We start from the raw sequence: 24,900 nt of genomic DNA, 5'->3' as shown, positions 1-24,900 counted from the left end.
GAATCTTTATCGGCAAACACAAGGACTTATTGAATTCAGGGGCGCCACTTTAACAGAAAGCGGTACCCCATCAAAATCCGTTCAAGTGGCAACCGAGTGACAGACAAGCGGTCTTTCGACATGAGTCAACAAGAAATACTCAATCAAATCAAGCGCGGTAGTGATGAGCTGCTGCTCGAATCCGAACTTGACAAGAAACTGGCAGAGGGGCGCCCGCTGCGCATCAAAGCGGGGTTCGATCCCACCGCGCCCGACCTGCACCTGGGCCACACCGTGCTGCTCAACAAGATGCGCCAACTGCAGGACCTGGGCCACCATGCCCTGTTCCTGATCGGCGATTTCACCGGCATGATCGGCGACCCCACTGGCAAGAACGCCACCCGTCCGCCGTTGTCGCGTGAGCAGGTGCTTGCCAATGCGCAAAGTTACAAGGACCAGGTGTTCAAGGTGCTCGACCCGAACAAGACCGAAGTCGTGTTCAACTCCGCCTGGATGGACAAATTCAGCGCGGTCGACCTGATCAAGCTGGCGGCCACCCATACCGTGGCGCAGATGCTGGAGCGCGACGACTTCGGCAAACGCTACAAGGCCAGCCAGCCCATCGCCATCCACGAATTCATCTATCCGCTGGTGCAGGGCTACGACTCCGTCGCGCTCAAGGCCGACCTCGAGCTTGGCGGCACCGACCAGAAATTCAACCTGCTGATGGGGCGCGAATTGCAGCGGCATTTCGGCCAGCCCGCGCAGTGCGTGCTCACCATGCCGTTGCTGGAAGGCCTGGATGGCGTCAACAAGATGTCCAAGTCGCTGGGCAACTATGTCGGCATCACCGACACCCCGCAAGACATGTTCGGCAAGCTCATGTCCATCTCCGACGACCTGATGTGGCGCTATCTCGAATTGCTGTCGTTCCGCAGCCTCGCCCAGATCGCCCATTGGCGCGACGAAGTGAACGGCGGCCGCAACCCGCGCGACATCAAGGTGCTGCTGGCACAGGAGATCGTCGCCCGCTTCCACTCGCAAAAGGCGGCCGAGGATGCGCTGGCCGAATTCGAGGCGCGTTTCCAGAAAGGCGTGTTGCCGGATGACATGCCCGAGCTCACCGTGCAATCCGTTGACGGCAGCATCGCCATCGCGAACCTGCTCAAGCAGGCCAACCTCGTCGCCAGCACCTCGGAGGCGCTGCGCATGATCGACCAGGGCGGCGTCAAGCTCGACGGCGAAAAGGTCAGCGACAAGTCGCTGCAACTCAAGGCCGGCGCAGTCGTCGTGGCGCAAGTCGGCAAGCGCAAGTTCGGCCGTATCAATGTCGGCTGAATCCGCCCGCAAGGCTCGATAACAAATAATCGGATTCGAGGCAGCGCGTTCTCCCCGGCCCTCGGGCAGAGAGCGTTGTTGTCCGGCAAATTAGGCGAAAGGTGATACATGCTCGGTTGGGTCAGGTACGTATTCGTTTCGCACTGGTTGCAGTTCAGCTTGCTGGAGTTGGCCTGGCTCGGAGGCTATGTCATCCATGACCACCTGGCCTCCCCGCTGCTGGTACTGTTCTATGCGGGACATATCCTGGCTGCAGCGGCGTTCTTCGCAGTGGGCATGTTCTACCTGCACCCGGGTAACAAGGAGTCCGAAATGCGCCTGCGTGCCGCCGATCCGCACGATGTCACCAGGGCCATACACCGGGTGTTCTTCAACGTCTTGCGGCTCCTGCCAGTCACCGGTGTGCTGGTGTTCCTGGTGCCGGATAGCGGTCTGGAACTGGGCAAAGACGGCTCGTTCTGGCTGAATCATGTCTACAACGACAACTTCGCCCACATGGTCCATGGCGCATTGTTCTACACCATCATCGTGCTGGGCAGCTTCAACTTCCTGTATGTGCTGAACAAACGCCGTCAAAGGCGATAGCGGCCGCTCCCGGATGCGCTCCGGCCGGTCAGGAAGGGCCGGAAAATATCGGTTGTGGAATAAGCCGTTGTTTTGTAGAATCGCGCCCTCGATTTTTTGGTAGAAGGTAGTTTGTCCATGACGACTGTACGTGTAAAAGAGAATGAGCCGTTCGAAGTGGCGATGCGCCGCTTCAAGCGTTCTGTGGAAAAGACCGGTCTGTTGACCGAGTTGCGCGCCCGCGAGTTTTACGAAAAGCCAACCGCAGAGCGCAAGCGCAAGCTGGCCGCTGCCGTGAAACGCCACTACAAGCGCCTGCGCAGCCAGACGCTGCCGCCGAAGCTGTACTAATCCTTTTCTCAAGCGACGCCGCAATCCATCGAGGTTGCGGCGTTTGTTTTTGCGATGAGCCTGAAACAGCAGATCAACGAAGACATGAAGACCGCGATGCGCGCCAAGGAAACTGCGCGTCTCGGGGCGATTCGTCTTTTGCTTGCGGCGATGAAGCAGCGCGAGGTGGACGAGCGCATCGAACTGACCGACGCCGATGTCGTTTCCATTATTGAGAAAATGCTGAAGCAGCGCCGCGATTCCATCAGTCAGTACAAGGCGGCGAACCGCCAGGACCTGGTGGATGTCGAGGAATTCGAGGTTTCCGTCCTGCAGACCTACATGCCGCAACAGCTGAGCGAAGCCGAGATCGTCGCCGCCATCGCCGAGGCTATTGCCGCGACGGGTGCGGTCGGCCCGCAAGACATGGGCAAGGTCATGGGCGTGGTCAAGCCCAAGCTGGCCGGACGCGCCGACATGGGCAAGGTCTCCGGCCTGATCAAGGCCCAGCTCACCAAGTAACGAAAACCTACTGCGCGACCAGATTGCTGCGTTGCGCGGTGCTCGAAATCCTCATGTACTTTGAGTACATTCCGGTTTCTGCGCTCCGTGCGCCTTGCACTCTGGCCGCTCGCTACGGTTTTCAAGCTTCACGATAGAATTCTGGTTTCTTAATTAGTCTTAGGCGAGGGCGGAGTGATTCCAAAAAGTTTCATTCAGGATCTGCTCAACCGCCTCGACATCGTGGACGTGATCGAGCGCTACCTGCCGCTCAAGAAGGCCGGTGCCAACTACGTCGCCTGCTGTCCTTTCCATACTGAAAAATCTCCCTCGTTCACGGTCAGCCAGAGCAAACAGTTCTATCACTGCTTCGGTTGCGGCGCACACGGCACCGCCATCGGCTTCGTCATGGAGCATACCGGCATGGGCTTCGTCGAGGCGGTGGAAGATCTGGCCAAGAGCATCGGCGTCAGCGTGCCGCAGGAAGCCTCCAATGTGCCGCAACACAAGGTCGCTCCTGATCTGTACGACCTGATGCAATCCGCCACGCGTTACTACCGCGAGCAACTGAAGCAGACCCCGCGTGCCATCGACTACCTCAAACGCCGCGGGCTTTCCGGCGAAGTCGCCGCGCGCTTCGGCATCGGCTATGCTCCCGACGACTGGCAGAACCTGAAAGCCGTCGTGCCCAACTATCAGGATGCCAGCCTGGTCGAGACCGGACTGGTGATCGAAGGTGAAGGCGGCAAGCGCTACGACCGTTTCCGCGACCGCATCATGTTCCCCATCGTCAACGTGCGCGGCCAGGTCATTGGCTTCGGCGGGCGCGTGCTGGACAAGGGCGAGCCCAAATACCTCAATTCGCCCGAGACCACGCTGTTCGAGAAAGGCCACGAGCTCTACGGCCTGTTCCAGGCGCAGAAAGCCATCCGTGCCCATCAGCGCGTGATCGTGGTCGAGGGCTACATGGATGCGGTGGCGCTGGCACAGCATGGCGTCGAATATGCCGTGGCCACCTTGGGCACGGCCACCACGCCGTACCACGTGCAAAAGCTGCTGCGCCTGTGCGACCAGGTGGTGTTCTGCTTCGACGGCGATCGCGCCGGCCAGAAGGCCGCCTGGCGCGCGCTGGAGAACGCACTGCCGCAACTGCAGGACGGCAAGCGTCTCGGCTTCCTGTTCCTGCCGGAAGAGCACGATCCCGACACCTACATCCGCGAATTCGGCCACGAAGCCTTCGAGCTCGAACTGGAAAATTCGCTGCCGCTCTCCGGCTACCTGCTGCGCGAGTTGACTGCGCAAGTTGACCTGCGCACCCAGGAAGGCAAGAGCACCCTGCTCAAGAACGCCCAGCCGCTGCTCACCGCCATCACCGCGCCGACCACCGCATTGTTGTTGCGCAAGGAGGTGGCCGCACTGGCCGGCGTCACCCAGGCGGAACTGGAAGCCTTGTGGTCCATCAAACCTGTTGCCGCACCGCAGCGCGCCGCACCGCCCAAGGCCAGGCGAACCACGCCGTCCGGTTTGCGCAGCTTGTTGCGCTGCCTGGTGATGAAGCCGGAACTGGCGCGCCAACTGCCCGGTGACTGGCTGCATGGACATGCCGAGGGCAACGAAGCGGCGGCGATCGCGGCTTTGGCCGACTGGCTGCACGAAGGCGCGGACGAAGTCAGCACCGCCGCGCTGACCCAGCAATTTCAGGGCACGATGCACGGGCCAGTGTTCGCCACCGCACAGGGCGACATCATGCATCTGGGCGACGATTTCGATATCGGGGCCGAATTCTCGGGATTGCTGCGCAAAATGCAGCTAGATGCAGTGAATGCCGAGATCGCCATGCTGGAGGCCAATGGGCTGAAGAGCCCGGTAGAGCAGGAGCGCTACAAGCAGCTTAGCGAGCAGCGCAAGCAGCTGAAGGTGCCGGCCAGCTGAAAAAACAGGCATCAGGCACGCTATTTGCTGGCCTGGGACCTGAGATCAAATGAAGCTAAGCTGCGGAAATGTTTTAAGAAATCGGGTATAATCCGCGACCTTTTCGGCGGCACCACCTTTTTCGCGTGCCGTGTATTTCGAACACGAATCAACTTTGGGAACCCACACAATGGCGACTCCGCAGCAAAAGAAAAAGTCCACTCCCCCTGCCAAAACAGCCGCAGCCAGCGCTAAACAGACAGCCAAAGAAAAGGCTGTCGCCGCTGCCGCTTCGGTCGATCCCTCGCAAGAGATCGAGGCACGCCGCACGCGCCTGAAAGCGCTGATCCTGCTGGGCAAGGAACGAGGCTACCTGACCTTTGCCGAGATCAACGACCATCTGCCGGACATGCTCGAAGTCGAGCAGGTCGAAGGCGTGGTCAGCATGATCAACGACATGGGTATCACCGTGTGCGACGTGGCGCCGGATACCGAATCGCTGGTGATGAACGAGACCGCACCTCCGGTCGCCGACGAGGATGCGGCGGAAGAAGCCGAAGCCGCCATCTCCACCGTGGATTCCGAATTCGGCCGCACCACCGACCCGGTGCGCATGTACATGCGCGAGATGGGCGTGGTCAATCTGCTCACCCGCCAGGATGAGATCGAGATCGCCAAGCGCATCGAGGACGGCCTCAAGCATATGATCCAGGCGATCTCCGCCTGCCCGGCCACCATCGCCGAGATCCTCGCGCTGGCCGACAAGGTCGCCAAGGAAGAATTGCGCATCGACGAACTGATCGACGGCTTCATCGACACGCAGGATGAAGCGATGGTCAGCGAAGTCGCCGAAGAAGAAGAGACCGAGGAAGAAGAAGAGGAAGACGAAGAAGAGGAGTCGGAAGAGGACGGCGAAGCCGCCGCTGCCGCCAACCTGGCACAGCTCAAGGAAGATGCGCTGGTACGCTTCGCCCTCATCAGCGACCTTTTCACCAAACTGGGCAAGGCCTACGAGAAATACGGCTACCGCAGCAAACAATACGACAAGCTGCAGCAGCAGATCTCCGACGAGCTGATGCAGTTCCGCTTCTCGGCCAAGCAAGTGGACGCCCTGTGCGAGACCATGCGCGGGCTGGTGGAAGAAGTGCGCAGCTGCGAGCGCAGCATCCAGGAACTCTGTGTGACCAAGGCGCACATGCCGCGCACGCACTTCATCAAGGTGTTCCCGCTCAACGAAGGCAACCTGGAATGGGTCAAGCACGAGATGGCATCCAAGAAAGCGTACAGCGAAACGCTGTCGCGCTACGAGGCAGCCATCGTCGACCAGCAGAAGAAGATGCTGGCGCTGCAACAGCGCGTGGGCATCCCCATCCTCGACCTGAAAGAGATCAACAAGCAGATGACCAACGGCGAAGCCAAGGCACGCCGCGCCAAGCGCGACATGATCGAGGCCAACCTGCGCCTGGTGATCTCCATCGCCAAGAAATACACCAACCGCGGCCTGCAGTTCCTCGACCTCATCCAGGAAGGCAACATCGGCCTGATGAAGGCCGTGGACAAGTTCGAATACCGCCGTGGCTACAAGTTCTCGACCTACGCCACATGGTGGATCCGCCAAGCCATCACGCGTTCCATCGCCGACCAGGCGCGCACCATCCGTATCCCGGTGCACATGATCGAGACCATCAACAAGATGAACCGCATCTCGCGCCAGATCCTGCAGGAGACCGGCATGGAAGCCGACGCCGCCACCCTGGCGATCAAGATGGAGATGCCGGAAGACAAGATCCGCAAGATCCTCAAGATCGCCAAGGAACCCATCTCCATGGAGACCCCGGTGGGCGACGACGACGATTCGCACCTGGGCGACTTCATCGAAGACGCCAATTCGCTGGCCCCCATCGAGGCCGCGGTCTACGACAGCCTGCGCAACGTCACCAAGGACATCCTGGACAGCCTCACCCCGCGTGAAGCCAAGGTGTTGCGCATGCGCTTCGGTATCGAGATGAACACCGACCACACGCTGGAGGAAGTCGGCAAACAGTTCGACGTTACCCGCGAGCGCATCCGCCAGATCGAAGCCAAGGCCCTGCGTAAACTGCGTCATCCTTCGCGTTCGGAAAAGCTCAAGAGCTTCCTCGACGGCGAAAGTTAAGTCTACGGGCCCTTAGCTCAGTTGGTTAGAGCAGAGGACTCATAATCCTTTGGTCCGCGGTTCAAGTCCGCGAGGGCCCACCAACACACAAAAAGCCTCGCATTTCTGCGAGGCTTTTTGTTTATCGAACTTGATGTCATAAATTGTGACATCAAATCCATGTTCAGGCTCATAGACAGTTCGGAATGACAAGTTCTACTGAATTAACGCGTTGCACTGTTTTATATTTTTAGTAAAATCTAAAACAGTGTCTGACGTTATTTTAAGGGGAGCACTCCAATGAAGAATTTCCAGTCTGGCCACCTCATTCAGCAGACACAATACAAAAGCTTTCAGCCCAGTCTCATCGACCGTGTATGGGTAATGGACGATATGAACTTACTCCAGTTGCTTGGACAGGCAGATCGCGAGTTGGGCCGGCTGGATATGTATTCCGAGTACATCCCGAATATTGACCTCTTTATCCGCATGCACGTGCTGAAAGAGGCGACCCAGTCGAGCAAGATCGAGGGAACGCAGACGAATATGGAGGAGGCGCTACTGGAAAAAGAGGATGTGGCGTTGGATAAGCGAGACGATTGGGAAGAGGTGCAGAACTATGTGGCGGCGATGAACGAGGCAGTCACGAAATTGCAAACGTTGCCCTTTTCAGCTCGCTTGATTCGCGAGACGCACAAGACGCTCATGCAGGGCGTGCGCGGTAAACACAAACAGCCTGGGGAGTTCAGACATAGCCAGAACTGGATTGGCGGGGCGAGCATCAATGATGCGATATTTGTGCCACCGGCACATTCTTCTATTGGCGAACTGATCGGTGACATCGAAAAGTTCGTACATAACGACCAGCAGTATTTTCCTGAATTATTGAAAGCTGCGCTAGTGCATTATCAGTTTGAGACTATCCACCCATTTTTGGACGGCAATGGACGTGTGGGACGATTATTGATCACCTTGTATCTGGTAAGCCGCGGAATATTGAAACAGCCGGTGCTTTATCTGTCGGATTTTTTTGAGCGCAATCGTCAGCATTATTACGACAACCTGATGCGTGTGCGCGAGAAGAACGACTTACTGCAATGGTTCAAATTCTTTTTGGTAGGGGTTATTGAAACGGCGCGAAGCAGCACTATGACATTCGATAACATCCTCAAGCTGCAGAAACAAGTGGAGGTTCAGTTGCAGACGCTAGGCAGCCGGGCGGCAAATGCGCAGAAAGTGATGTATTACCTGTATCAACGCCCGATGATTGATGCTGCCAAGGTGGGTGAAGTGGCGGGAGTATCGCCAGCATCGGCATACAAACTGATCGCCGACCTGGAACGCTTCGGGATATTGAAAGAAATCACCGGAGGCAAGAGAGGTAAAATGTATACGTTTGAAGCCTACTTGAAACTGTTCCGATAACGGCAAAGGTGGCGGTTCAAGTCCGCGAGGGCCCACCAACAAACAAGCACTTACAGAAATGTAAGTGTTTTTTTATTTGCCGCGAACCGATGCTTCCGCCATGTATGCGAAATCAAGAGCCTGTCGCTCCAGGACCCAGAGCATCCCTTTAGTCCATCCCGGGTTGCAGTTGTCACAACATTGCAAAAGCAAAGTTAAGAAATCGCCCGCGAAATGAACGACGACAAAAATCGTATATACCGTTTAGGGTTAGGGTCGCCGGGGCGGACTTATCTAGCCAGTTATCCACAAAAACGGTGAATAACTATTTCTTCGGGTCGTACTTGAACGACAGCGCCACTTTCGCCCGGTAAGCGGCCACCTTGCCGCCTTCAACCACCATGTCCAGCTTGATGACCTCGGCGACCCTCAAGTCCCGCAAGGTCTGGGAGGCGGCTTTGACTGCGTTCGAGGCGGCATCCTCCCAGGATTTCTTGCTGGTTCCGACTATCTCTGTAATACGGTAAACGCTGTCTTTAGCCATGACCTTCTCCTTATTCTTTGTTGAACGGCAGTGGTTGACCAGTGATGCGGCTTTATAAATTACGCCTATCCGCCGATCTCTGCCATAGCTTTCTCCGGCGCTGGCGGCAACAACCCGGGGGAGGTTTGACACTGGCAAGGGCGGGGCGCAGACTGCTTTGCCAGCGCAAAATGCAGCAACAAAGGAGAAGTGAATGTCCAAGAAACGGTTTCACTGCCAGGCGGTCACCCATGCAGGCAACAAAAGCATCAGCGTGACTGATGAAGAGCACCACTTCTGCCTTTCCATGGAAGACGCCGGCAACAAGCTCAAATACCTGAAAGAAGCCATAGCCAGCGGCAAATATCCCATCGAGCTGGATCTGGTGAATTCCTGTCCCAAGCTGATGGTGGGCGAGACAGTAAAGTATCAACTTGCACAGCACGACGCCGAAAAATTGCACCACTCACTGGATAAAGCGCTGCACCATTGAAATCGTAGGCCCACGTTCAAGTCCGCGAGGGCAACAAAAAACCGCCATGGAATCCACGGCGGTTTTTCTATGGGTTGTGCCCAGGGGTTTAAGTGAGATTGGCGAGCAAGACCACCTGCACACTCATCGCCACAAAGAAACCGGCTCCCCAGGCAAAGCATTCGCGCAGCGCGCTCGGCAGGCTTTTGCCCGATTCCCGGAAAACCACGATGCCGGCCATCAGCACCACGGCACCGGTTGCGACAGTCAACAACAACAGAACAGTGTGATTCATCTTGTCCTCCAGTTCGGCAACGTTCGAAGATTGAGGGGGATTCAACAGAGACTGATACTGTTTGCACAGCACGGTGCGCAAAATATGCCCGGGCGAGAGGTGTGTCCATATGCCTGACGGCCTATGCATCAGCCTAGTCTGCGATGCAGAAGGTCTATACCTTTTTAAGGGGAGGCCTATATCTTTTGCAGATGGTGGCGCGTAATCAGGCTGTTGCGATTGTCGAATGTGCGGACTCATCGTGCCGCAAATATACCCACCGCGGTAATGCGAGATATCAAGTGCAACTTGATGCCGCAAAATGCGTCCTCAAAGAATCTGTCCACACTATGTGGTCACAAATTGTGACCACCATCCTCTTGATGATCAAAAGTTGATTAAACTTGATTTCCTGCGGGTAGTGTCTATAATCCCCGCCCTATGGAAAAACTACTGAATTCAGCTGCGATTCAGAGTGCTCTCGCAGAACGCGGGATTACACAAAAACAGTTGGCAAGTGAGGTTGGGACGTCGTCCCAGGCTGTCACCAACTGGTTAAAGGGGAAAGACTTTCCCCGTCCGGCATCACTTCTCAAGCTCGCTACTACCCTCGGACTGACATTCGACCAGCTCGTACTGACAAACGATGTGGGGCGTCCTGTTATCGCTTACCGCAAGAAGGCCAACGCCAAAACGACCGATGCACACATCGCCAAGGCCGAAGGCATCGGCATGTTGCTTAAACCCCTCGTTACACACCTGCCCGAGTTGCAGGCATTGCGCACGCTGATTACATCGCCGTCGACCGAGTACGACAAACTGCAAATTATTGTGTCGCAAACGCGCAGCCGTTTAGGTCTAGGCGAACAGGCTGTGCTCGCCTACGAAAACCTGATTGGTGAATTCAAGGACTGTGGTGCCATCCTGGTGCCCGTACTTTGGGGCGCCAAAGGCAATCATGAGAATGCCCTGCATATTCGTCTGCCGCAGGAAGACGTAACCTTCATCTTCCTCAATCTCGATACCCGGCTGGAAGATTTCAAATTCTGGATGGCGCATGAACTGGCGCATGTGCTCACCCCTGAGCTTTCAGGAAAAAACGAGGGCGAAGACTTTGCCGATGCTTTCGCCGGTGCGCTGCTGTATCCCAAGGCCTGCGCAGAGCAAACCTATCGCGCTGCCACCCAGCAGACAAGTCTCGACCGTGCGATCGAGGTGCTGTGGCAACAGGCAACTGCCCACATGATTTCACTGAATACCGTATTCCAACAGGTTCAACGGTATGCCAAGGCAAACAATTTAATGCTGCTGCCTATCGAAGAAAAGTACATACACACTGTGCGCAACAGCCTGCGCGGCCCGCTGGTCAGCGAAACCATGTTCGACCCCATGCCGCCATCGCCCCAGCGCTACATTGCCGCCTGTGAAAAAACCTTCCAGACCGGCTTCTTCCAGGCGCTGAAACGCATGATTCACGTTAGTGGCACCGGTGCGTCGTATGTCCGGCAAGTCCTGGATACATCATTACAAGACGCCTCCGCACTTTACGAGGAACTTATCCGTTGATCCTCGTGCTGCTTGATACCAACGCATACTTGCGTTTGGCCAAGCGCATCCGCCCCCTGCTGGGTGTCGAGTTTGGAAACAAGAAATACAGCCTTACCGTATTGAAACAAGTCGAAGAAGAAGTCTTCAAAAGCCCCCGGCTTCAATTCCTCTATCCCTGGTTCGCAGATACAGAGCTGAACACCGAGCGGATGTCCAGGCAAGTTCGCCTTAGCGCGGATGAGCGGACAAAAATCGAAGCCGCAGCCAGCGTATTACATGCCTATGTACTGGACGATCCGCATGGCTATACAACCCAAGGTCGTTCACCCCCGTCGCCAACAGATTGCTTCATGCTGGCCTTTGGTCAGGTTCGGTCTGCCATCGTCGTCACCGACGACCTTGGCATGCATAAACTTGCCAATGAATTCGGCCTCGACATCTGGCATGGGCACGAGCTGCTGAAGAAGATGCTGACTGCCAAAGCCATCACCAAAGACCTTGTGCAAGATATCTACGCAGCACTCGAAAACAACGACGACCTGCCGCGTACTTGGCAGGAGGCCAAACATTCCGTATTCATAAAACTGTTTGGGCCGAAGCCTTAGCGTAGACAAGGCAAACGACACCTGTGTGATGCCTCGCCGCGATGCGAGGCATTTTGTTTTGGTATTTGATGTCACAAATTTGACCTGAAGATGGCATGGTCTACTGCACGGGTTTGACGGTACTATTCGGGGCGCAACTCTGCCGGTTAAATAAGAAAAACGGGATACATGAACAAAGAACAACTCAAAAAGCTGGAAGCCGACTTATGGAGTGCCGCCGATAAGCTGCGGGCCAATTCCGACCTGAAGTCCAGCGAATACGCCACCCCCGTGCTGGGGCTGATCTTCCTCAAGTTTGCCGACAACAACTACCGCCGCTTTGAGACCGAAATTCACGCCGAGTACACCAAGCTCAAAGGCTCGCGCCGCGAGAAGAAAATTTCCGACATCGCCATCGAGAAATGCGGGTTTTACCTGCCCGACCATGCACGCTACGAGCATCTGCTGAATCTGCCGGAAGAGAAGAACATCGCCAAGGCGCTCAAAGAGGCGATGAAGGCCATTGAGGAATACAAGCCCGAACTCGAAGGCGTATTGCCCAAGGACGAATATGCCGCGTTGACGCGCACGGACAAGACCATCCCTCAGCAGTTGCTGCGCACCTTTGCCGACATTCCCGCCGATGCCACCGGCGATTTGTTCGGGCAGATTTACGAATACTTCCTGTCCGAATTTGCGCGCAGCGAAGGCCAAAAAGGCGGCGAGTTTTTCACGCCACGTTCCGTGGTGCGTCTGATGGTCGAGATCATCGAGCCGCACGGCGGCAAGGTGTTCGACCCCGCCTGTGGCTCCGGCGGCATGTTTGTGCAGTCTGCCCAGTTCATCGCGGAACACCGCAAGGAACTGAAAGGCTCGGAAAGCGGCGTGTATGTCTGCGGCCAGGAAAAAACGCGCGACACCGTCAACCTCGCCAAGATGAACCTCGCGGTCAACGGCCTGCGCGGCGAAATCAAGCAGGCCAACACCTACTACGAAGACCCGTACCAGAGTTTTGGCGCATTCGATTACGTCCTCGCCAATCCCCCGTTCAACGTGGACGACGTGAGCCTCTCCAGCGTGGAGAAGGACAAGCGCTTCAACACCTACGGCATCCCGCGCAACAAATCGAAAGTGAAGAAGGCCGACGCAGGCAAGGAAACCGTGCCCAACGGCAACTACCTGTGGATCAACCTGTTCGCCACCTCGCTCAAAGCGCAAGGCCGCGCCGCGCTGGTCATGGCCAATTCCGCATCCGATGCGCGCCACTCCGAAGCCGACATCCGCAAGACGCTGATCGAGCAAAACCTCATCTACGCCATGCTCACGCTGCCCTCGAACATGTTCTACACCGTCACGCTCCCGGCCACGCTGTGGTTCTTCGACAAGGCCAAGACCGACGACAAAATCCTGTTCATCGACGCGCGCAACATCTTCACCCAGATAGACCGTGCCCACCGCGAATTCAGCGAAGAACACATCCAGAACATCGCCATCATCAGTCAGTTGCACAAGGGGCGACGCGAGAAATTCGTGCAGCTCATAGACCGCTATTTCGCGGCAGGCATGCAGCGCCTGGTCGAGAACAAAACCAACGTCGAACCCGTCTCCGCGCAACTGCTCGAAGTGCTGGACGACGCTGGCGGCAAACAGGCCGTGGGCGAACTGGTGCAGCAATGGGCGGGGTTGGCCAAACTCAAAACCCGCTATGAGCAATATCAGGAAAAGCATGCGGATGAATCGGCAGTGGACAAGAAGAACAAGGCGCAGCAGCAATTGCGGGAGGCGTTCGATCCATTTTTTGCTGCGCTGCATGAAGGCTTGAAGCACTTGGACAAGGTCGTGCGCCAGCACGAAAAGCAGCAGGCCGCACAAGCGCAGGCCGAAGGCAAGCGCGCCACCACTGATCGCAAGACCAATGCGCTCAAGGGGGCGCTGGAAGAATTGCACAAGGAAGTGAAGAACGCTGAAATCTTCTATCAATACATCCACTGGTTGCAGGAGCGCTTCCCCAAAGCGGAATACGAAGATGTCACCGGCCTGTGCAAACTCGCCAGCCCGGCTGATTTGCAGGAGCAAGACTATTCACTGAATCCTGGTCGCTACGTCGGTGTGGTGATCGAAGAGGATGGCAAGACGGAGGAGGAGTTCATTGACGAGCTATTGGCGATGAATGAAGAACTATCTAGTTTGAATATAGTGGCGCAAGGGCTGGTGGAAGTGGTTGATCACAACGTGAAACGGCTTACGGGTGATGCATGACACAAGCACTTCAGCGACACAACCACGTCGGTCGGCTAAAAGATTTTTGCCAAGTAGGGGATGGGGCACATGCGAGTATTGCACGACAAGAGCACGGCGTAATGTACTTGTCTGCAAAAAACTTTAAGTCGTCTGGGCTGGACCTAAGTAACGTTGACTATATCAGCGAGGGGGATTACGAAAAGCACTTTGGGAAAACAAAAAAAGCTGTGACGACTCCCGTAAAAGGGGATGTGCTGTTTGGGATTATTGGTTCACTAGGCACCCCATACACCGTTAAGCATAGAGACAGATTCGGCTTGTCTAGTAGTGTGGCTATATTGCGGCCAAGTTCAGGGTTGTGCCCAGATTATTTGTATCATTTTATGACCTCGTCGGCTTTTCAGTCAGCAGTTCATGCAATTAAGAGTGGTGTGGCGCAAGGTTTTCTCAGTCTTGAAATGGTAAAGAACTTGCCCTTGGTTACACATGAAATAAACGTTCAAAGGAAAATCGCAGCAATTCTCTCGGCGTATGACGAACTCATCGATAACAACCAGCATCGCATCGCGCTACTAGAAAGAATGGCCGAGGAGATATACCGTGAATGGTTCGTGCGTATGCGCTTTCATGGCTACGAGAAAACGACATTCAATAAGGGGCTGCCATCGGATTGGGAAATTTGTGAAATTGGCCGAAAGTTCGCGACTTGCCTTGGCGGCACGCCATCACGAGCTGAGCTTTCATATTGGGGAGGCGAGATTCCATGGATCAACTCAGGCGAGGTGAATAAACTACGCATCGTTGAGGCATCTGAATACTTGACCGAAGATGGACTTCGCTACTCTGCAACAAAGATAATGCCAAGAAGGACAACCGTTATTGCTATTACTGGCGCAACTCTAGGGCAAGTTAGCTTAACCGAGATTGCGGTATGCGCTAATCAGTCCGTCGTTGGTGTGTATGACAGTGTCGGCGTTTACAGTGAATATATTTTTCAGTATGTCAAAACGAATATAGAGAACTTGATTGCGAAACAGAGCGGCGGCGGCCAGCAGCACATCAATAAAGATATTGTCGAAAAAGAGAAGATATTGCTTCCACCTCCTGATCTCATAGGACAGTACAACCAAATTGTGCGTCCAATCTTTGATCAAATTAGGACATTAATGTTTTCGACGCAGGGCTATACACAAGTGCGAGATAGACTGCTACCTAGACTCATCTCCGGCAAACTCTCCGTCGAAAATCTCGATATCCAGTTCCCACCCAGCATGAGGGAAGAAGCCCATGCCTAACTTCATTTCCGAAGATCAGATCGAGCAGGCGCTGGTGCAAAAGCTCCAGCATCAGCACGGCTTCGATGCGCTCGACTGCTTTACGGAAAATGCGGAAGACTTGAACGATGGCTCGGGCCGAGCCAACAAGCGCGATGTGATTCTAGTGGAAAGGGTGCGCGAGGCTGCGATTCGTCTGAACCCGGACATTCCCGCTACCGCGATTGAGGATGCGCTAGATAAGCTGCTCGACCGTCGGCAGGCGATGACGTTGATCGCCGCGAACCGGGAAATCTATGGTCTGTTGCGCGATGGCATTCCGGTGGAATTCGACAACGCGCAGGGGGTGCGGCAGCAGGAGCAAGTGCGTCTGCTGGATTTCAATCCGGCGACTCAAGACAACAACCGCTACCTAGCCGTCACCCAGCTCTGGATCAAGGGCGAGCGCGGTTTCCGCCGCCCGGATGTGTTGCTCTACGTCAACGGCATTCCGCTGGTGTTCATCGAGCTGAAAAACTCGAACGTGAAGTTGCGCAACGCCTACGACGATAACCTGACGACTTACAAGGCGGAGATTCCGCAGCTTTTCCTGACCAACGCTTTTTGCGTGCTGTCCAATGCCATCGAGACCAAGGTGGGCAGCATCACGGCGGAGTGGGAGCATTTCTTCAACTGGCTGCGCGCGGATGACGAGAAGCAGAAGATCGACCGCGCCGCGATCCGCGAGCAGGGCATAAGCCTGGAAGGTGTGATCGAAGGTTTGCTGCCCAAGCGCAGGCTGCTGGACTACGTGGAGAATTTCATTCTCTACTACAAGGATAGTTCGAAGATCATCGCGCAGAACCACCAGTTCATCGGCGTGAACCGGGCTTATGAAGCCTTCCTTAAACGAGAGGAGCTGGCGGGCAAGCTGGGTGTGTTCTGGCACACGCAGGGCTCGGGCAAGAGCTTCTCGATGATTTTTTATGCGCGCAAGATTTTCCGAAAACAGACCGGCAATTTCACCTTTGTGGTGGTGACCGACCGCGATGATCTGGATGGGCAGATTTATCGCAACTTCCTGAACACGCGCACGGTCAGCGAGGCCGAAGCCGCGCAGCCCAAGAACAGCGAGGAGATGCGCAAGTTTCTTGGGCAGAACAAGCGGCTGGTGTTCACCCTGATCCAGAAATTCCGCTGGGACAAAGGCCGCGAGTATCCCGAGCTATCCGGGCGCAACGACATCATCGTGATCGTGGACGAGGCGCACCGCACGCAATACAAGACCTTTGCAGAGAACATGCGCAAGGGGTTGCCCAAGGCGCAATACATTGCTTTTACCGGCACGCCGCTGCTGAAGCGCGTGGGCGGTGTACAGAAGACCAATGCGTGGTTCGGCGGTTATGTTTCGGAATACAACTTCCAGCAGTCCATGGATGACGGCGCGACGGTGCCGCTGTTTTACGAAAAGCGCGTGCCGGAAGTACTGATTCAGAACGACGATCTGAGTGAGGAGTTTTACGAGATTCTGGAAGATGAGAATCTGGACGAGGCGCAACAAGCCAAGCTGGAAAGGCGGTTCTCAAAAGAGGTTGAGGTCATCAAACGTGATGGCCGCCTGGAGACCATTGCGCAGGATATTGTGTATCACTTTCCACGGCGCGGTTATTTGGGCAAAGGGCTGGTGGTGTCGGTGGATAAGTACACCGCCGTGAAAATGTACGACAAGGTGCAGCGGCTGTGGAAAGAAGAAATCAAGAACTTGCTCGGGCGCATCAGCAAATCGGCTAACGATATTGAGAAGGTCCGGTTGAAGCAGATTGTCGAGTACATGCGCTCGGTGGAAATGGCGGTGGTGATCAGCGAGGACGCAGACGAGGAGAAAAAGTTTGCCGAGCAGGAGCTGAATATCAAGCCGCATCGCGAGCGCATGAACAAGCTGGATAAACACAGCCATGATATCGAATACAACTTCAAAGACCCGGAGGATTCGCTGCAATTGGTGTTCGTTTGTGCGATGTGGCTGACGGGCTTTGATGCACCCACACTTTCAACGCTATACCTCGACAAGCCGATGCAGGGACATACCCTGATGCAAACCATTGCCCGCGCCAACCGCGTTACCTCCTGGAAGATCAACGGGGTGGAGAAGCGCAACGGCGAGATCGTGGATTACTATAACGTGTTCCGCAACATGAAGCAGGCGCTGAAGGATTACGCGCAAGGGGGCGTTGAGGTTGATTCACCGGTGCAGGAAAAGGCAATGCTGTTCCGCTTGCTGGATGATGCGATTGAGCAGGGCTTGGCGTTCTGCCATGAGAAGGGCGTTCCCTTGCGTGAAGTGCTGGGCAGTGCGGATGTGTTCGAGAAACTTGGCCGCTTTAATGTATTTGCCGATTCCTTGTTGGCGAACGACGAATGGCGCAAGGGTTTTAACGTGTATGAGAACACCATCACCTCGTTGTATGAGGCGTGCAAGCCGGAAGTTCTCGGGCACGGCAAGGGGCGCGAGGTGGCGGCGTTCCAATACCTGCGCGGGGTGATCGACAGCCTTATCGAACAAAAGGACATCGACGCGATCAGCCTGAAGATAGCCAATCTGCTGGATGAAAGCGTTGTGGTGAACGACGCAGAGGCATTCAAAGCGCGGCAATACAACGCGGAATACCAGATCATTCAGAAGGGCAGGACCTGGGATCTCAGCAAGATCAACTTCGACAAACTGCGAGAGGAGTTTAAGCAGGCAGTCCACAAGAACATTGAAATTGCCGACCTGCGCGCCTTCCTGCAACACAAGCTGGAACTGATGCTGCAACAAAATGCGACGCGCACCGACTTTGCGCAGCGCTTGCAGGAGATTATCGACAAATACAATTCGGGCGGATCATCTACGGAAAATTCATATGAAGAGCTGATGAAGTACGCCGAAGATTTGCGTGCCGAAGAAGAGCGGCACATCCGCGAGGGGCTGACGGACGACGAACTGGAACTTTTCGACCTGTTGAAGAAGGACAAGATGACGCAGGAGGAAACGCAAAAAGTGAAGCTTGCGGCCAAGTCACTGCTGCATCGCCTGCTGGAGGAGCAACCCAAGGTGCTGGTGCAGGATTGGTACAAGGATTCGCAGACCCAGAAGCAAGTGCGCTCTACAGTGGAGAAAGTGCTGGATAGCGAACTTCCGGATAGCTACGACCGTGTGCTGTTCAGGGAGAAGTGCGACAACGTGTTTCACTTGATGCTTGATTATGCGAGTCATCATAGGAAGTGGGCGGCTTGAGTTAGCTTGTCTAAGGTGTTCGTAATTTTGAGGATCTAATGGAATTCATAGCAAATGCGTTAAATGGAAACTTTCTTAGCAATGTTCTCCCAGCCCCAAGTGATGAAGTTGATGGCGTGTTAGCTGCCATCGCATATGGGTCAAACTTTAATGATGAAAAGGGCGACTTCATTGGACATTGCATTGCAAATCGTTATCGGCTCGATATCTGGATGCGGTATGACCATACTGTTCCTGTAGCACTGCCCCTGCTGTGGCGCTTGTTACGACACCACAAAGACAATATTTTTTGCAATCTTGTGCCAGATGTCTTGCATAGCAAAGTTATTTGGTGGCGAGGATATGGCGCATATATTGGTTCTGCCAATCTTAGTGATAGAGCATGGGTAAGCAACATTGAGGCTGGTGTCTTTTTGACAGAAGCGGATCTGCAGGACAACGGAATGCATATTGAGTTGGAGAATTTTTTTGAAAGTCTGCGAAGCTTCGAGCAGGTCTTTCCTTTGGATGAAGATGTCATAAAGGAGTTGGCGAAAATTGAAGCTGCGAGAAAAGGACTTCAAAATATAGGCAAAGAACTGAGGAAGAAGCCAAGTTGGGAAGGGCCCGCGTTTTCTGAAAAGAAAAAAGCTTGGGATCGAAGGAAAGAGAAATTCAGAAGAGAGTGGCACGATGCTTTGGCTCATCTGCAGAGCATTGGTGAACAGCTACGAACTCATCGACCACGCTGGGTGGAAGAAGATGTTCCATTGACATGGCAAGTGGATCAGTATTTGCATGCCTACTATTACAATCATGTGGGTGAAGCAAATAGGAAGCCATTTGAGGATTATTTTGCCAAGAATAGGCGTAATCCTAATGCGGCAGTTTCAGCCATGCTGACTTGGTGGGCAGGCACAGATACTCCACCATCGAATGAAGACTACACCTTCTACGATGGCGCTCCCTACATTCGAGAGCATCTTTCCCGAGATAATGTATTGAATTTAACTCAAGCCGAATTTGCGGGCGTTTGTGAAAGGACTCACGCGACGCGGGATCACGTTATTAAGATGAAGCTCGCCGCATTGGGAAGGCCTGATCTGAAAACTCTTTCGCGGGAAGAGCGCCTTCCACTTTATGCGGGTTGGTTGTTACAGCAGCGTAATGCAATGGGTTGGAGTGTGCTGCAATTGCTAAATTATGTGCTATACGGAGGGAGGAATGAGGATTTGTGGGAGCGTCTTTACATCGCTTCGCATGATAAGAATTATTCTCTTCCGCATTATGGACTTAATTCCATGGCTGAACTGGTTGGCTGGGCTCTCCCCGAAGTTACGCCACCTAGGAATGGACGTACCAGTAAAGCGCTTAGAGCCTTGGGTTTTGATGTGAAGGTGTATTGAAAAACTAGTGGGATATTCGGGGACAAATATTCAGGGGCAGCCCACGGTTCCATGATGAATAGGTACTGGAGTAAGCGTCATGGCTAGAAAGAGGCAACAAGGCACGTTTGAAGACTTGATTGATATTGCAGCCATGCTCCCGTGGTGGGCGGGGGTGTTTATTGCGCTCATTTCATATTTTGTACTGCACCACTATGCGACTGCTGAAATTGTGCAACCCACGTCAGTTGCGCAACTGGGTGCTAATGTGTCCAGCCAACTTGGCAAGATGCTTGCCACGTTTGGGCAATATCTGATTCCTCTCGCTTCCATCATAGGAGCTGGCGTTTCTGCCTTTGGGCGACATAAACGTAACGCGTTACTTGCAGTCGTTCAGAAAGGATCATCCGTTTCTATTCTGGACGATATGTCGTGGCAGGAATTCGAGATGCTGGTGGGTGAGGCGTTTAGACGTGGCGGTTACACGGTTACCGAGACTGGCGGAGGCGGAGCTGATGGTGGCGTTGATCTGGTGCTGCATAAAGACAGCGAAAAGTTTCTCGTTCAGTGCAAACAGTGGAAAGCATTCAAAGTGGGCGTAACAACCATTCGTGAGTTATATGGTGTCATGGCTGCAGGGGGGGCAACTGGCGGGTTCGTGGTGACATCGGGAGTGTTTACGCAGGAAGCCAAGGCTTTCGCTGAAGGGCGTAATATCGATTTGATCGATGGTGCCGAGTTGAAGGAAATCATCAGAGAAGTTCGTCCTTCCACTTTTCCGCCTGAAGTCACACCTCATGTCACTACAGCGGCCAGTGCAGTGCAATCCTGCCCGAATTGCGGTAGCCCTATGGTTCGACGCATTGCCAAGCAAGGTGCCAATACTGGCAAGGCATTCTGGGGATGCTCAAATTATCCTCAATGTCGTGGAATAGTGGCGATTGACTGAATGTAAGTTTGCTTAGAATTGCTGCCCTCTTTGAGAACACGTTATATGCAAATCGACCCATCCCACCGCTCCGCCCCAGAAAACTACAAGTTGCTGACCAATCTGGTGGTGCCGCGCCCCATCGCATGGGTCACCAGTGTGAATGCTGCTGGCTTGATCAATCTCGCACCGTTCAGCTTTTTCAACGCAATCAGCGGCAACCCGCTCTACGTCATTGTCAGCATCGGTCTGAGTGATGCTGGTGAACTCAAGGACACGGCGAAGAATATTCTGGCCGGTGGCGAATTCGTGGTGAACCTGGTGACGGAGGAATTGTTCGATGCGATGAATATTTCGGCGGCGGATTTTCCGGGTGAAGAGAGTGAGCTGGCTGCGGCCGGTCTGCATGCTGCACCATCCATCAAGGTGAAACCGCCGCGAGTGGCTGAGGCGCTGGCCAGTCTGGAATGCAAGCTGCACAGTTCGCAAAAGCTGGGTACCAATACATTGGTGATCGGCGAGGTGGTGATGTTTCATGTGGCCGACCATCTGGTCGGGCCGCGTATGGATGTAGCCGACTTTGCGCCTATCGGGCGGCTTGGCTCACCTTCGGTTTATTGCCGGACTACCGACCGCTTTGATGTTGCGCGTATCTCCTACGCGCAATGGCTGAAAGATAAAAAGTAATTCCGGCATGGCCGCATCAATAATGCGGCGGTCTGAGATTTCTACGAGACGAGTTTGAGTTGGTGTCAATTTTCCACCGACTGAAAAGGTTTGTTTCAACTGGTAACATTTTGTTACCAGTTGGACTTCATTCTTGATTTCCCAATTTAGCGATACTTGATTGACAACAGAACGTTCGTTCTGTATTGTTCGGTGGCCTGTCATCCTTGGATCAAGGAGTCTCGACCATGCAACCCCAAACAAATCCTCAAACTCCCATTGTCATCTACCAATCCGCCGATGGTTCGATTGCAACCGAGGTTCGGCTAGAAGGGGAGACTGTCTGGTTGTCGCAAGCCCAATTGATCGAATTATTCAGGCGAGATCAATCAGTTATTTCACGTCACATCCGCAGTGTTTTTGCAGAAGGAGAGCTGCAGCCGGAAAGCAATATGCAAAAAATGCATATTGCAAATTCAGACAGACCGATCACCTTGTATAGCTTGGACGTCATCATCTCCGTCGGCTATCGCGTCAAATCGCCAGAGGGCACTCGCTTCCGTATCTGGGCCAACCGGGTGCTGAAGGATTACCTGGTGCAGGGCTATGCGTTGAACCAGCAGCGGCTTGAGGCGCAGCAGGAAAAGATGGCCGAGCTCAAACAAGCTATCGCGTTGTCTGCCCGGTTGATCCACAACAAGGAGTTATCCAGCACGGAGTCGCAAGGCATCCTGGCGATCCTGGAAAAATACAGCCACGCGCTGACGGTGCTGGACGATTACGATCATCAGCGCTTGCAGGTGGTAGGGACGCGCACACGGGCGCTGCCCAAGATCGCTTACGACGAGGCGATGCAGCAGATATTGCTGTGGCGCCAGCAGGAGAAACTTGGCGGGTTGTTCGGCAATGAAAAAGACGAGTCATTCAAGAGCTCGCTGGAGACGATCTACCAGACCTTCGACGGCAAGGAGCTATATCCCAGCATCGAAGAGAAGGCAGCGAACCTGCTATATTTCATCGTCAAGAACCATTCGTTCACCGACGGCAACAAGCGGATCGCCGCGGCGATCTTCGTCTGGTTCCTGCAGCGCCACGATTTTTTGTATAACCCCGAGGGTGAAAAACGCATCGCCGATAATGCACTGGTCGCCTTCACGTTGCTGATCGCTGAGAGCAAGCCGGACGAGAGGGAGATGATGGTCAAGGTGATCATCAACCTGATCAATGGCAAGAATGTTTGAACGGGTTCTGATGGTGTTGCTGGGGAACGGAAATTTGGTCGTACCCTTCGACAGGCTCAGGGCGAACGGGAATATGAATTGGTGGGCTGCACGTCAATAATGCGGCGGCCTTTCGTACCCGGGCTTGTTCTCATTCCCCGCTTCAGCCAGCCCCTGCACTTGCCTGGCCAGCGCCCTGCAGATCTCTTCCAGTTGATCCAGCTTTTGTTGCTGCTGGTAGACCGTTTTGTTCAGCTCTTCGATCAGGTCTTCCTGGAAGGTGAGTTTTGATTCGATGTTTATCAGGCGTTCTTCAGTCATGGGGTGATCCTGTGGGTTTGGCGGCTAGCCGGTGAGGGTGGCCATTCTAGCGCAGGGGAATCTCGATTGATTCCGAAATGGCTATCGTCACTTCAGCTCTGCTGGTTTGGCGCGCATCTTGGCGGCGATGTAGTCCCCGTGGGAGATATAGAGCAGGTCGGCGATCTTGCGCATCAGGTGGTTCTCGTGCGCGCTGATCTTGCCGTCGGCATAGGCAACCTGCCACATGTATTCGATGATGCGCACCTTTTCGGAGACTTTCAGTTCGCGGTTGATGAGCGAGGTGAACTGGTGAAAGTCGTTGGCGGCACTGGCCGTGCGGCGGCCCCGTTCGGTCAGTTGCACCACTTCCGCATCGGTCAGGCAAAACCGTTGCTTGAGGATCTCCATGATCGCGGCCTGTTCCTGGACTGCTTCATCGGCATCCGAGCGCATGACTTCGATCAGCAGCACGGCGGTTGCCACTTGCAGGGTGTGTTCCTTGCGGCTCTCTGTCTCGGCGGGCGCGATGATGGAGGAAAGAAAGTTGTTCAGTTCGTTCAGCATGGTGATTCGTGCAACCTTTGTGTGTTCTTCACGTTTCTGGATCGCAGTATTTTACAGCCAGCTGTTGTCGGGCAAGCTCCGCGCTTGCCTGCAACCTGGATAAGTGCCAAGCTTGGCTCGGTCTTTGGTTGCAAATCCGAGCATTTGTTCCGGAGGGCTATCGAGATGGATCACGATCCCTTGCAGTGGCTGCTTGCCCGCCTGTTTCGATATGGCGGCGCCAGTTTGTTGTCGCTTGCTTTTGTGTCCGCATACGCAGGTACCGCGTCCCTGGCCTATGAACAGCAGGTGCTGACGGTAGCCGGGGCAAGCAGGACAGTCAGCGTTCCCAAAGGTTACCGTCTGGAATGGCTCGCTGCGATGGACGAGCCGCGCATGCTGACCTTTGCGGCGAACGGCGATCTTTTCGCCGGTTCGCACTCGGGCAAGGTGTATCGCCTGCCGCCGCCTTATACCAGGGCAGAGGTGCTGGTGGAGTTGGGCGACTATCCGCACAGCGTGGCGTTCCGCCCCGGCGAGATCCTGATCGCGAAGACGAACGGGCTGTATCGCGCGCCGTATCGTCCGGGGCAGGAGCGCATCGCACGCGATGCGGTGACCTTGCTGGCGGCACTGCCCGGCGGCGGTGGACACAACAGCCGCACGGTGGGGGTGGGGCCGGATGGGCGGGTGTATGTGAGCCTGGGCATCCAGCACAATTGCAGCGACCAGTTCCTGAGCGCGAGCTATCCCTTCGATGACCGGCGCGGCGGCGTACTGGAGCTGAACGAGAGCGGCGGCAAGGCAAGCTGGGAACCGTTTGCTTCCGGGCTGCGCAACCCGGTGGGTTTCGACTGGCAGCCGCAGACCCACGTGATGTATGCCGACAACAACGGGCCGGACCATTGGGGCTACGACCAGCCGCCGGAATATTTCAGCAGGCTCACGCCGGGTTCCTTCCATGGCATGCCGTGGTTCCAGTTCGACGGCAAGCAACTGCGCCGCGACGATTGCGTCAAGAGCCGGCCGCCGATCCCCTATATCGAGGTGACGCTCCCGGTGGCGACGTTCCCCGCGCGCAATGCGCCGCTAGGCATGGCGTTCGTGCCCAAGGGGGCGATGGATGCGCAACTGGAATTCGACGCGGTGGTGGCGCTGCACGGCTCCTGGGGCACCCGGCCAGATGGCGGATTCATGGGCAGCCCCGCCACGCGGCGCGTGCCCAAGTTGGTGGCGGTGCGCTTCCAGGACGGGCAGGCAAAGCGCGTGGACGATCTGGTCAGCGGTTTCCAGCTGCCCGACGGCAAGCGCTGGGCGCGTCCTGCCGGCGTGGCGTTCGGGCCGGACGGCGCGCTGTATTTCAGCAGCGACAGCGATGCCGAGGGCTTGTTCCGCTTGAAGCATATCCGTTATTGATCTTTCCATAATTCATTACACCAAATTTGCGCACTGCCGTCATTCCGGCGAAGGCCGGAATCCAGTCAGAAAACAAACCCCCGCAACGCGGGATACAAGCTAAACGTATGTTGAATAAAACCGCTGG

Annotated in this window: 22 protein-coding genes and 1 tRNA gene; 19 read left to right on the top strand and 4 right to left on the bottom strand. The window is 55.0% G+C overall.

From position 1 onward, the window contains the following. Positions 1 to 120 precede the first annotated feature (120 nt). The 8 genes from tyrS (at position 121) to SLIT_RS12215 (ending at position 8,182) form a co-directional block, all read left to right on the top strand. Positions 121 to 1,317 carry a tyrosine--tRNA ligase gene (tyrS, locus tag SLIT_RS12250; protein WP_013030572.1) on the top strand — a complete coding sequence of 399 codons (1,197 nt, stop codon included), beginning with the start codon at positions 121 to 123 and terminating at the stop codon, positions 1,315 to 1,317. Between the two features lie 108 nt (positions 1,318 to 1,425). Then, positions 1,426 to 1,902: a hypothetical protein gene (locus SLIT_RS12245; RefSeq protein WP_013030571.1), complete on the top strand. Its 477-nt coding sequence runs from the start codon at positions 1,426 to 1,428 to the stop codon at positions 1,900 to 1,902. A 117-nt stretch (positions 1,903 to 2,019) separates the two neighbouring features. Beyond that, positions 2,020 to 2,232, top strand: a complete 213-nt coding sequence (gene rpsU / locus SLIT_RS12240; protein ID WP_013030570.1) for a 30S ribosomal protein S21 — start codon at positions 2,020 to 2,022, stop codon at positions 2,230 to 2,232. Positions 2,233 to 2,286: 54 nt separating this feature from the next. Then, complete coding sequence (locus tag SLIT_RS12235) at positions 2,287 to 2,733, top strand: GatB/YqeY domain-containing protein (RefSeq protein WP_013030569.1); 447 nt, start codon at positions 2,287 to 2,289, stop codon at positions 2,731 to 2,733. Between the two features lie 174 nt (positions 2,734 to 2,907). Beyond that, entirely contained in the window at positions 2,908 to 4,644 is a 1,737-nt protein-coding gene (gene dnaG / locus SLIT_RS12230) for a DNA primase (protein ID WP_013030568.1), read from the top strand. A 169-nt stretch (positions 4,645 to 4,813) separates the two neighbouring features. After that, complete coding sequence (gene rpoD, locus SLIT_RS12225) at positions 4,814 to 6,778, top strand: RNA polymerase sigma factor RpoD (RefSeq protein ID WP_013030567.1); 1,965 nt, start codon at positions 4,814 to 4,816, stop codon at positions 6,776 to 6,778. A 6-nt stretch (positions 6,779 to 6,784) separates the two neighbouring features. Continuing rightward, positions 6,785 to 6,861, top strand: a tRNA-Ile gene (locus SLIT_RS12220). A 196-nt stretch (positions 6,862 to 7,057) separates the two neighbouring features. After that, positions 7,058 to 8,182: a Fic family protein gene (locus SLIT_RS12215; protein ID WP_013030566.1), complete on the top strand. Its 1,125-nt coding sequence runs from the start codon at positions 7,058 to 7,060 to the stop codon at positions 8,180 to 8,182. 304 nt (positions 8,183 to 8,486) lie between these two features. Here SLIT_RS12215 and SLIT_RS12210 read toward each other — a convergent pair whose 3' ends face one another. Continuing rightward, positions 8,487 to 8,705, bottom strand: a complete 219-nt coding sequence (locus SLIT_RS12210; protein WP_013030565.1) for a dodecin family protein — start codon at positions 8,703 to 8,705, stop codon at positions 8,487 to 8,489. 193 nt (positions 8,706 to 8,898) lie between these two features. Between SLIT_RS12210 and SLIT_RS12205 the strand changes: the two genes are divergently transcribed. After that, a complete protein-coding gene (locus tag SLIT_RS12205) occupies positions 8,899 to 9,177 on the top strand; it encodes a hypothetical protein (RefSeq protein WP_013030564.1) in 279 nt (92 codons plus the stop codon). Between the two features lie 88 nt (positions 9,178 to 9,265). Here SLIT_RS12205 and SLIT_RS12200 read toward each other — a convergent pair whose 3' ends face one another. Continuing rightward, complete coding sequence (locus SLIT_RS12200; protein WP_150103005.1) at positions 9,266 to 9,451, bottom strand: hypothetical protein; 186 nt, start codon at positions 9,449 to 9,451, stop codon at positions 9,266 to 9,268. A 420-nt stretch (positions 9,452 to 9,871) separates the two neighbouring features. On the opposite strand from SLIT_RS12200, the gene SLIT_RS12195 reads away from it, so the two are divergent. The 9 genes from SLIT_RS12195 (at position 9,872) to SLIT_RS12155 (ending at position 22,532) form a co-directional block, all read left to right on the top strand. Then, entirely contained in the window at positions 9,872 to 10,996 is a 1,125-nt protein-coding gene (locus SLIT_RS12195; protein ID WP_013030562.1) for an XRE family transcriptional regulator, read from the top strand. A 5-nt stretch (positions 10,997 to 11,001) separates the two neighbouring features. Continuing rightward, complete coding sequence (locus SLIT_RS12190; RefSeq protein ID WP_398349094.1) at positions 11,002 to 11,583, top strand: hypothetical protein; 582 nt, start codon at positions 11,002 to 11,004, stop codon at positions 11,581 to 11,583. Positions 11,584 to 11,751: 168 nt separating this feature from the next. Beyond that, positions 11,752 to 13,821 (top strand): type I restriction-modification system subunit M, encoded by a 2,070-nt coding sequence (locus tag SLIT_RS12185; protein ID WP_013030560.1) that lies wholly within the window; start codon positions 11,752 to 11,754, stop codon positions 13,819 to 13,821. Then, positions 13,818 to 15,098: a restriction endonuclease subunit S gene (locus SLIT_RS12180; RefSeq protein ID WP_013030559.1), complete on the top strand. Its 1,281-nt coding sequence runs from the start codon at positions 13,818 to 13,820 to the stop codon at positions 15,096 to 15,098. Before SLIT_RS12185 ends, SLIT_RS12180 begins: the two co-directional genes overlap by 4 nt. Continuing rightward, entirely contained in the window at positions 15,091 to 18,333 is a 3,243-nt protein-coding gene (locus SLIT_RS12175) for a type I restriction endonuclease subunit R (RefSeq protein WP_013030558.1), read from the top strand. Before SLIT_RS12180 ends, SLIT_RS12175 begins: the two co-directional genes overlap by 8 nt. 38 nt (positions 18,334 to 18,371) lie before the next feature. Next, positions 18,372 to 19,718, top strand: coding sequence for an anti-phage END nuclease (locus tag SLIT_RS12170; protein WP_013030557.1), 1,347 nt, complete (start codon positions 18,372 to 18,374; stop codon positions 19,716 to 19,718). 79 nt (positions 19,719 to 19,797) lie between these two features. Further along, positions 19,798 to 20,646: a restriction endonuclease gene (locus SLIT_RS12165; RefSeq protein WP_013030556.1), complete on the top strand. Its 849-nt coding sequence runs from the start codon at positions 19,798 to 19,800 to the stop codon at positions 20,644 to 20,646. A gap of 45 nt (positions 20,647 to 20,691) precedes the next feature. Next, complete coding sequence (locus tag SLIT_RS12160) at positions 20,692 to 21,312, top strand: flavin reductase family protein (RefSeq protein ID WP_013030555.1); 621 nt, start codon at positions 20,692 to 20,694, stop codon at positions 21,310 to 21,312. A gap of 431 nt (positions 21,313 to 21,743) precedes the next feature. Further along, positions 21,744 to 22,532: a type II toxin-antitoxin system death-on-curing family toxin gene (locus tag SLIT_RS12155; RefSeq protein WP_223293800.1), complete on the top strand. Its 789-nt coding sequence runs from the start codon at positions 21,744 to 21,746 to the stop codon at positions 22,530 to 22,532. 93 nt (positions 22,533 to 22,625) lie between these two features. On the opposite strand, the gene SLIT_RS12150 is transcribed toward SLIT_RS12155, so the two are convergent. Together SLIT_RS12150 and SLIT_RS12145 are read right to left on the bottom strand one after the other, a co-directional pair. Further along, the gene (locus SLIT_RS12150) at positions 22,626 to 22,832 is read right to left on the bottom strand and encodes a SlyX family protein (protein WP_013030553.1); all 207 of its coding nucleotides are present in this window, start codon (positions 22,830 to 22,832) and stop codon (positions 22,626 to 22,628) included. Positions 22,833 to 22,919: 87 nt separating this feature from the next. Then, positions 22,920 to 23,378, bottom strand: a complete 459-nt coding sequence (locus tag SLIT_RS12145) for a tellurite resistance TerB family protein (RefSeq protein WP_013030552.1) — start codon at positions 23,376 to 23,378, stop codon at positions 22,920 to 22,922. A gap of 165 nt (positions 23,379 to 23,543) precedes the next feature. Here SLIT_RS12145 and SLIT_RS12140 point away from each other — a divergent pair, with 165 nt between their 5' ends. Next, the gene (locus SLIT_RS12140) at positions 23,544 to 24,773 is read left to right on the top strand and encodes a PQQ-dependent sugar dehydrogenase (protein WP_013030551.1); all 1,230 of its coding nucleotides are present in this window, start codon (positions 23,544 to 23,546) and stop codon (positions 24,771 to 24,773) included. Positions 24,774 to 24,900 lie beyond the last annotated feature (127 nt).

This window comes from Sideroxydans lithotrophicus ES-1 (assembly GCF_000025705.1).
Taxonomy (GTDB): Bacteria; Pseudomonadota; Gammaproteobacteria; order Burkholderiales; family Gallionellaceae; genus Sideroxyarcus; species Sideroxyarcus lithotrophicus.
This window is presented reverse-complemented; position numbering and strand designations above follow the sequence as displayed.

What these genes read in the sequence shown, in the direction of transcription:
- tyrS (WP_013030572.1), top strand. Translation starts at nt 121, where the DNA reads ATGAGTCAACAAGAAATACTCAATCAAATCAAGCGCGGTAGTGATGAG.
- SLIT_RS12245 (WP_013030571.1), top strand. Translation starts at nt 1,426, where the DNA reads ATGCTCGGTTGGGTCAGGTACGTATTCGTTTCGCACTGGTTGCAGTTC.
- rpsU (WP_013030570.1), top strand. Translation starts at nt 2,020, where the DNA reads ATGACGACTGTACGTGTAAAAGAGAATGAGCCGTTCGAAGTGGCGATG.
- SLIT_RS12235 (WP_013030569.1), top strand. Translation starts at nt 2,287, where the DNA reads ATGAGCCTGAAACAGCAGATCAACGAAGACATGAAGACCGCGATGCGC.
- rpoD (WP_013030567.1), top strand. Translation starts at nt 4,814, where the DNA reads ATGGCGACTCCGCAGCAAAAGAAAAAGTCCACTCCCCCTGCCAAAACA.
- SLIT_RS12215 (WP_013030566.1), top strand. Translation starts at nt 7,058, where the DNA reads ATGAAGAATTTCCAGTCTGGCCACCTCATTCAGCAGACACAATACAAA.
- SLIT_RS12210 (WP_013030565.1), bottom strand. Translation starts at nt 8,705, where the DNA reads ATGGCTAAAGACAGCGTTTACCGTATTACAGAGATAGTCGGAACCAGC.
- SLIT_RS12205 (WP_013030564.1), top strand. Translation starts at nt 8,899, where the DNA reads ATGTCCAAGAAACGGTTTCACTGCCAGGCGGTCACCCATGCAGGCAAC.
- SLIT_RS12200 (WP_150103005.1), bottom strand. Translation starts at nt 9,451, where the DNA reads ATGAATCACACTGTTCTGTTGTTGTTGACTGTCGCAACCGGTGCCGTG.
- SLIT_RS12195 (WP_013030562.1), top strand. Translation starts at nt 9,872, where the DNA reads ATGGAAAAACTACTGAATTCAGCTGCGATTCAGAGTGCTCTCGCAGAA.
- SLIT_RS12185 (WP_013030560.1), top strand. Translation starts at nt 11,752, where the DNA reads ATGAACAAAGAACAACTCAAAAAGCTGGAAGCCGACTTATGGAGTGCC.
- SLIT_RS12180 (WP_013030559.1), top strand. Translation starts at nt 13,818, where the DNA reads ATGACACAAGCACTTCAGCGACACAACCACGTCGGTCGGCTAAAAGAT.
- SLIT_RS12175 (WP_013030558.1), top strand. Translation starts at nt 15,091, where the DNA reads ATGCCTAACTTCATTTCCGAAGATCAGATCGAGCAGGCGCTGGTGCAA.
- SLIT_RS12170 (WP_013030557.1), top strand. Translation starts at nt 18,372, where the DNA reads ATGGAATTCATAGCAAATGCGTTAAATGGAAACTTTCTTAGCAATGTT.
- SLIT_RS12165 (WP_013030556.1), top strand. Translation starts at nt 19,798, where the DNA reads ATGGCTAGAAAGAGGCAACAAGGCACGTTTGAAGACTTGATTGATATT.
- SLIT_RS12160 (WP_013030555.1), top strand. Translation starts at nt 20,692, where the DNA reads ATGCAAATCGACCCATCCCACCGCTCCGCCCCAGAAAACTACAAGTTG.
- SLIT_RS12155 (WP_223293800.1), top strand. Translation starts at nt 21,744, where the DNA reads ATGCAAAAAATGCATATTGCAAATTCAGACAGACCGATCACCTTGTAT.
- SLIT_RS12150 (WP_013030553.1), bottom strand. Translation starts at nt 22,832, where the DNA reads ATGACTGAAGAACGCCTGATAAACATCGAATCAAAACTCACCTTCCAG.
- SLIT_RS12145 (WP_013030552.1), bottom strand. Translation starts at nt 23,378, where the DNA reads ATGCTGAACGAACTGAACAACTTTCTTTCCTCCATCATCGCGCCCGCC.
- SLIT_RS12140 (WP_013030551.1), top strand. Translation starts at nt 23,544, where the DNA reads ATGGATCACGATCCCTTGCAGTGGCTGCTTGCCCGCCTGTTTCGATAT.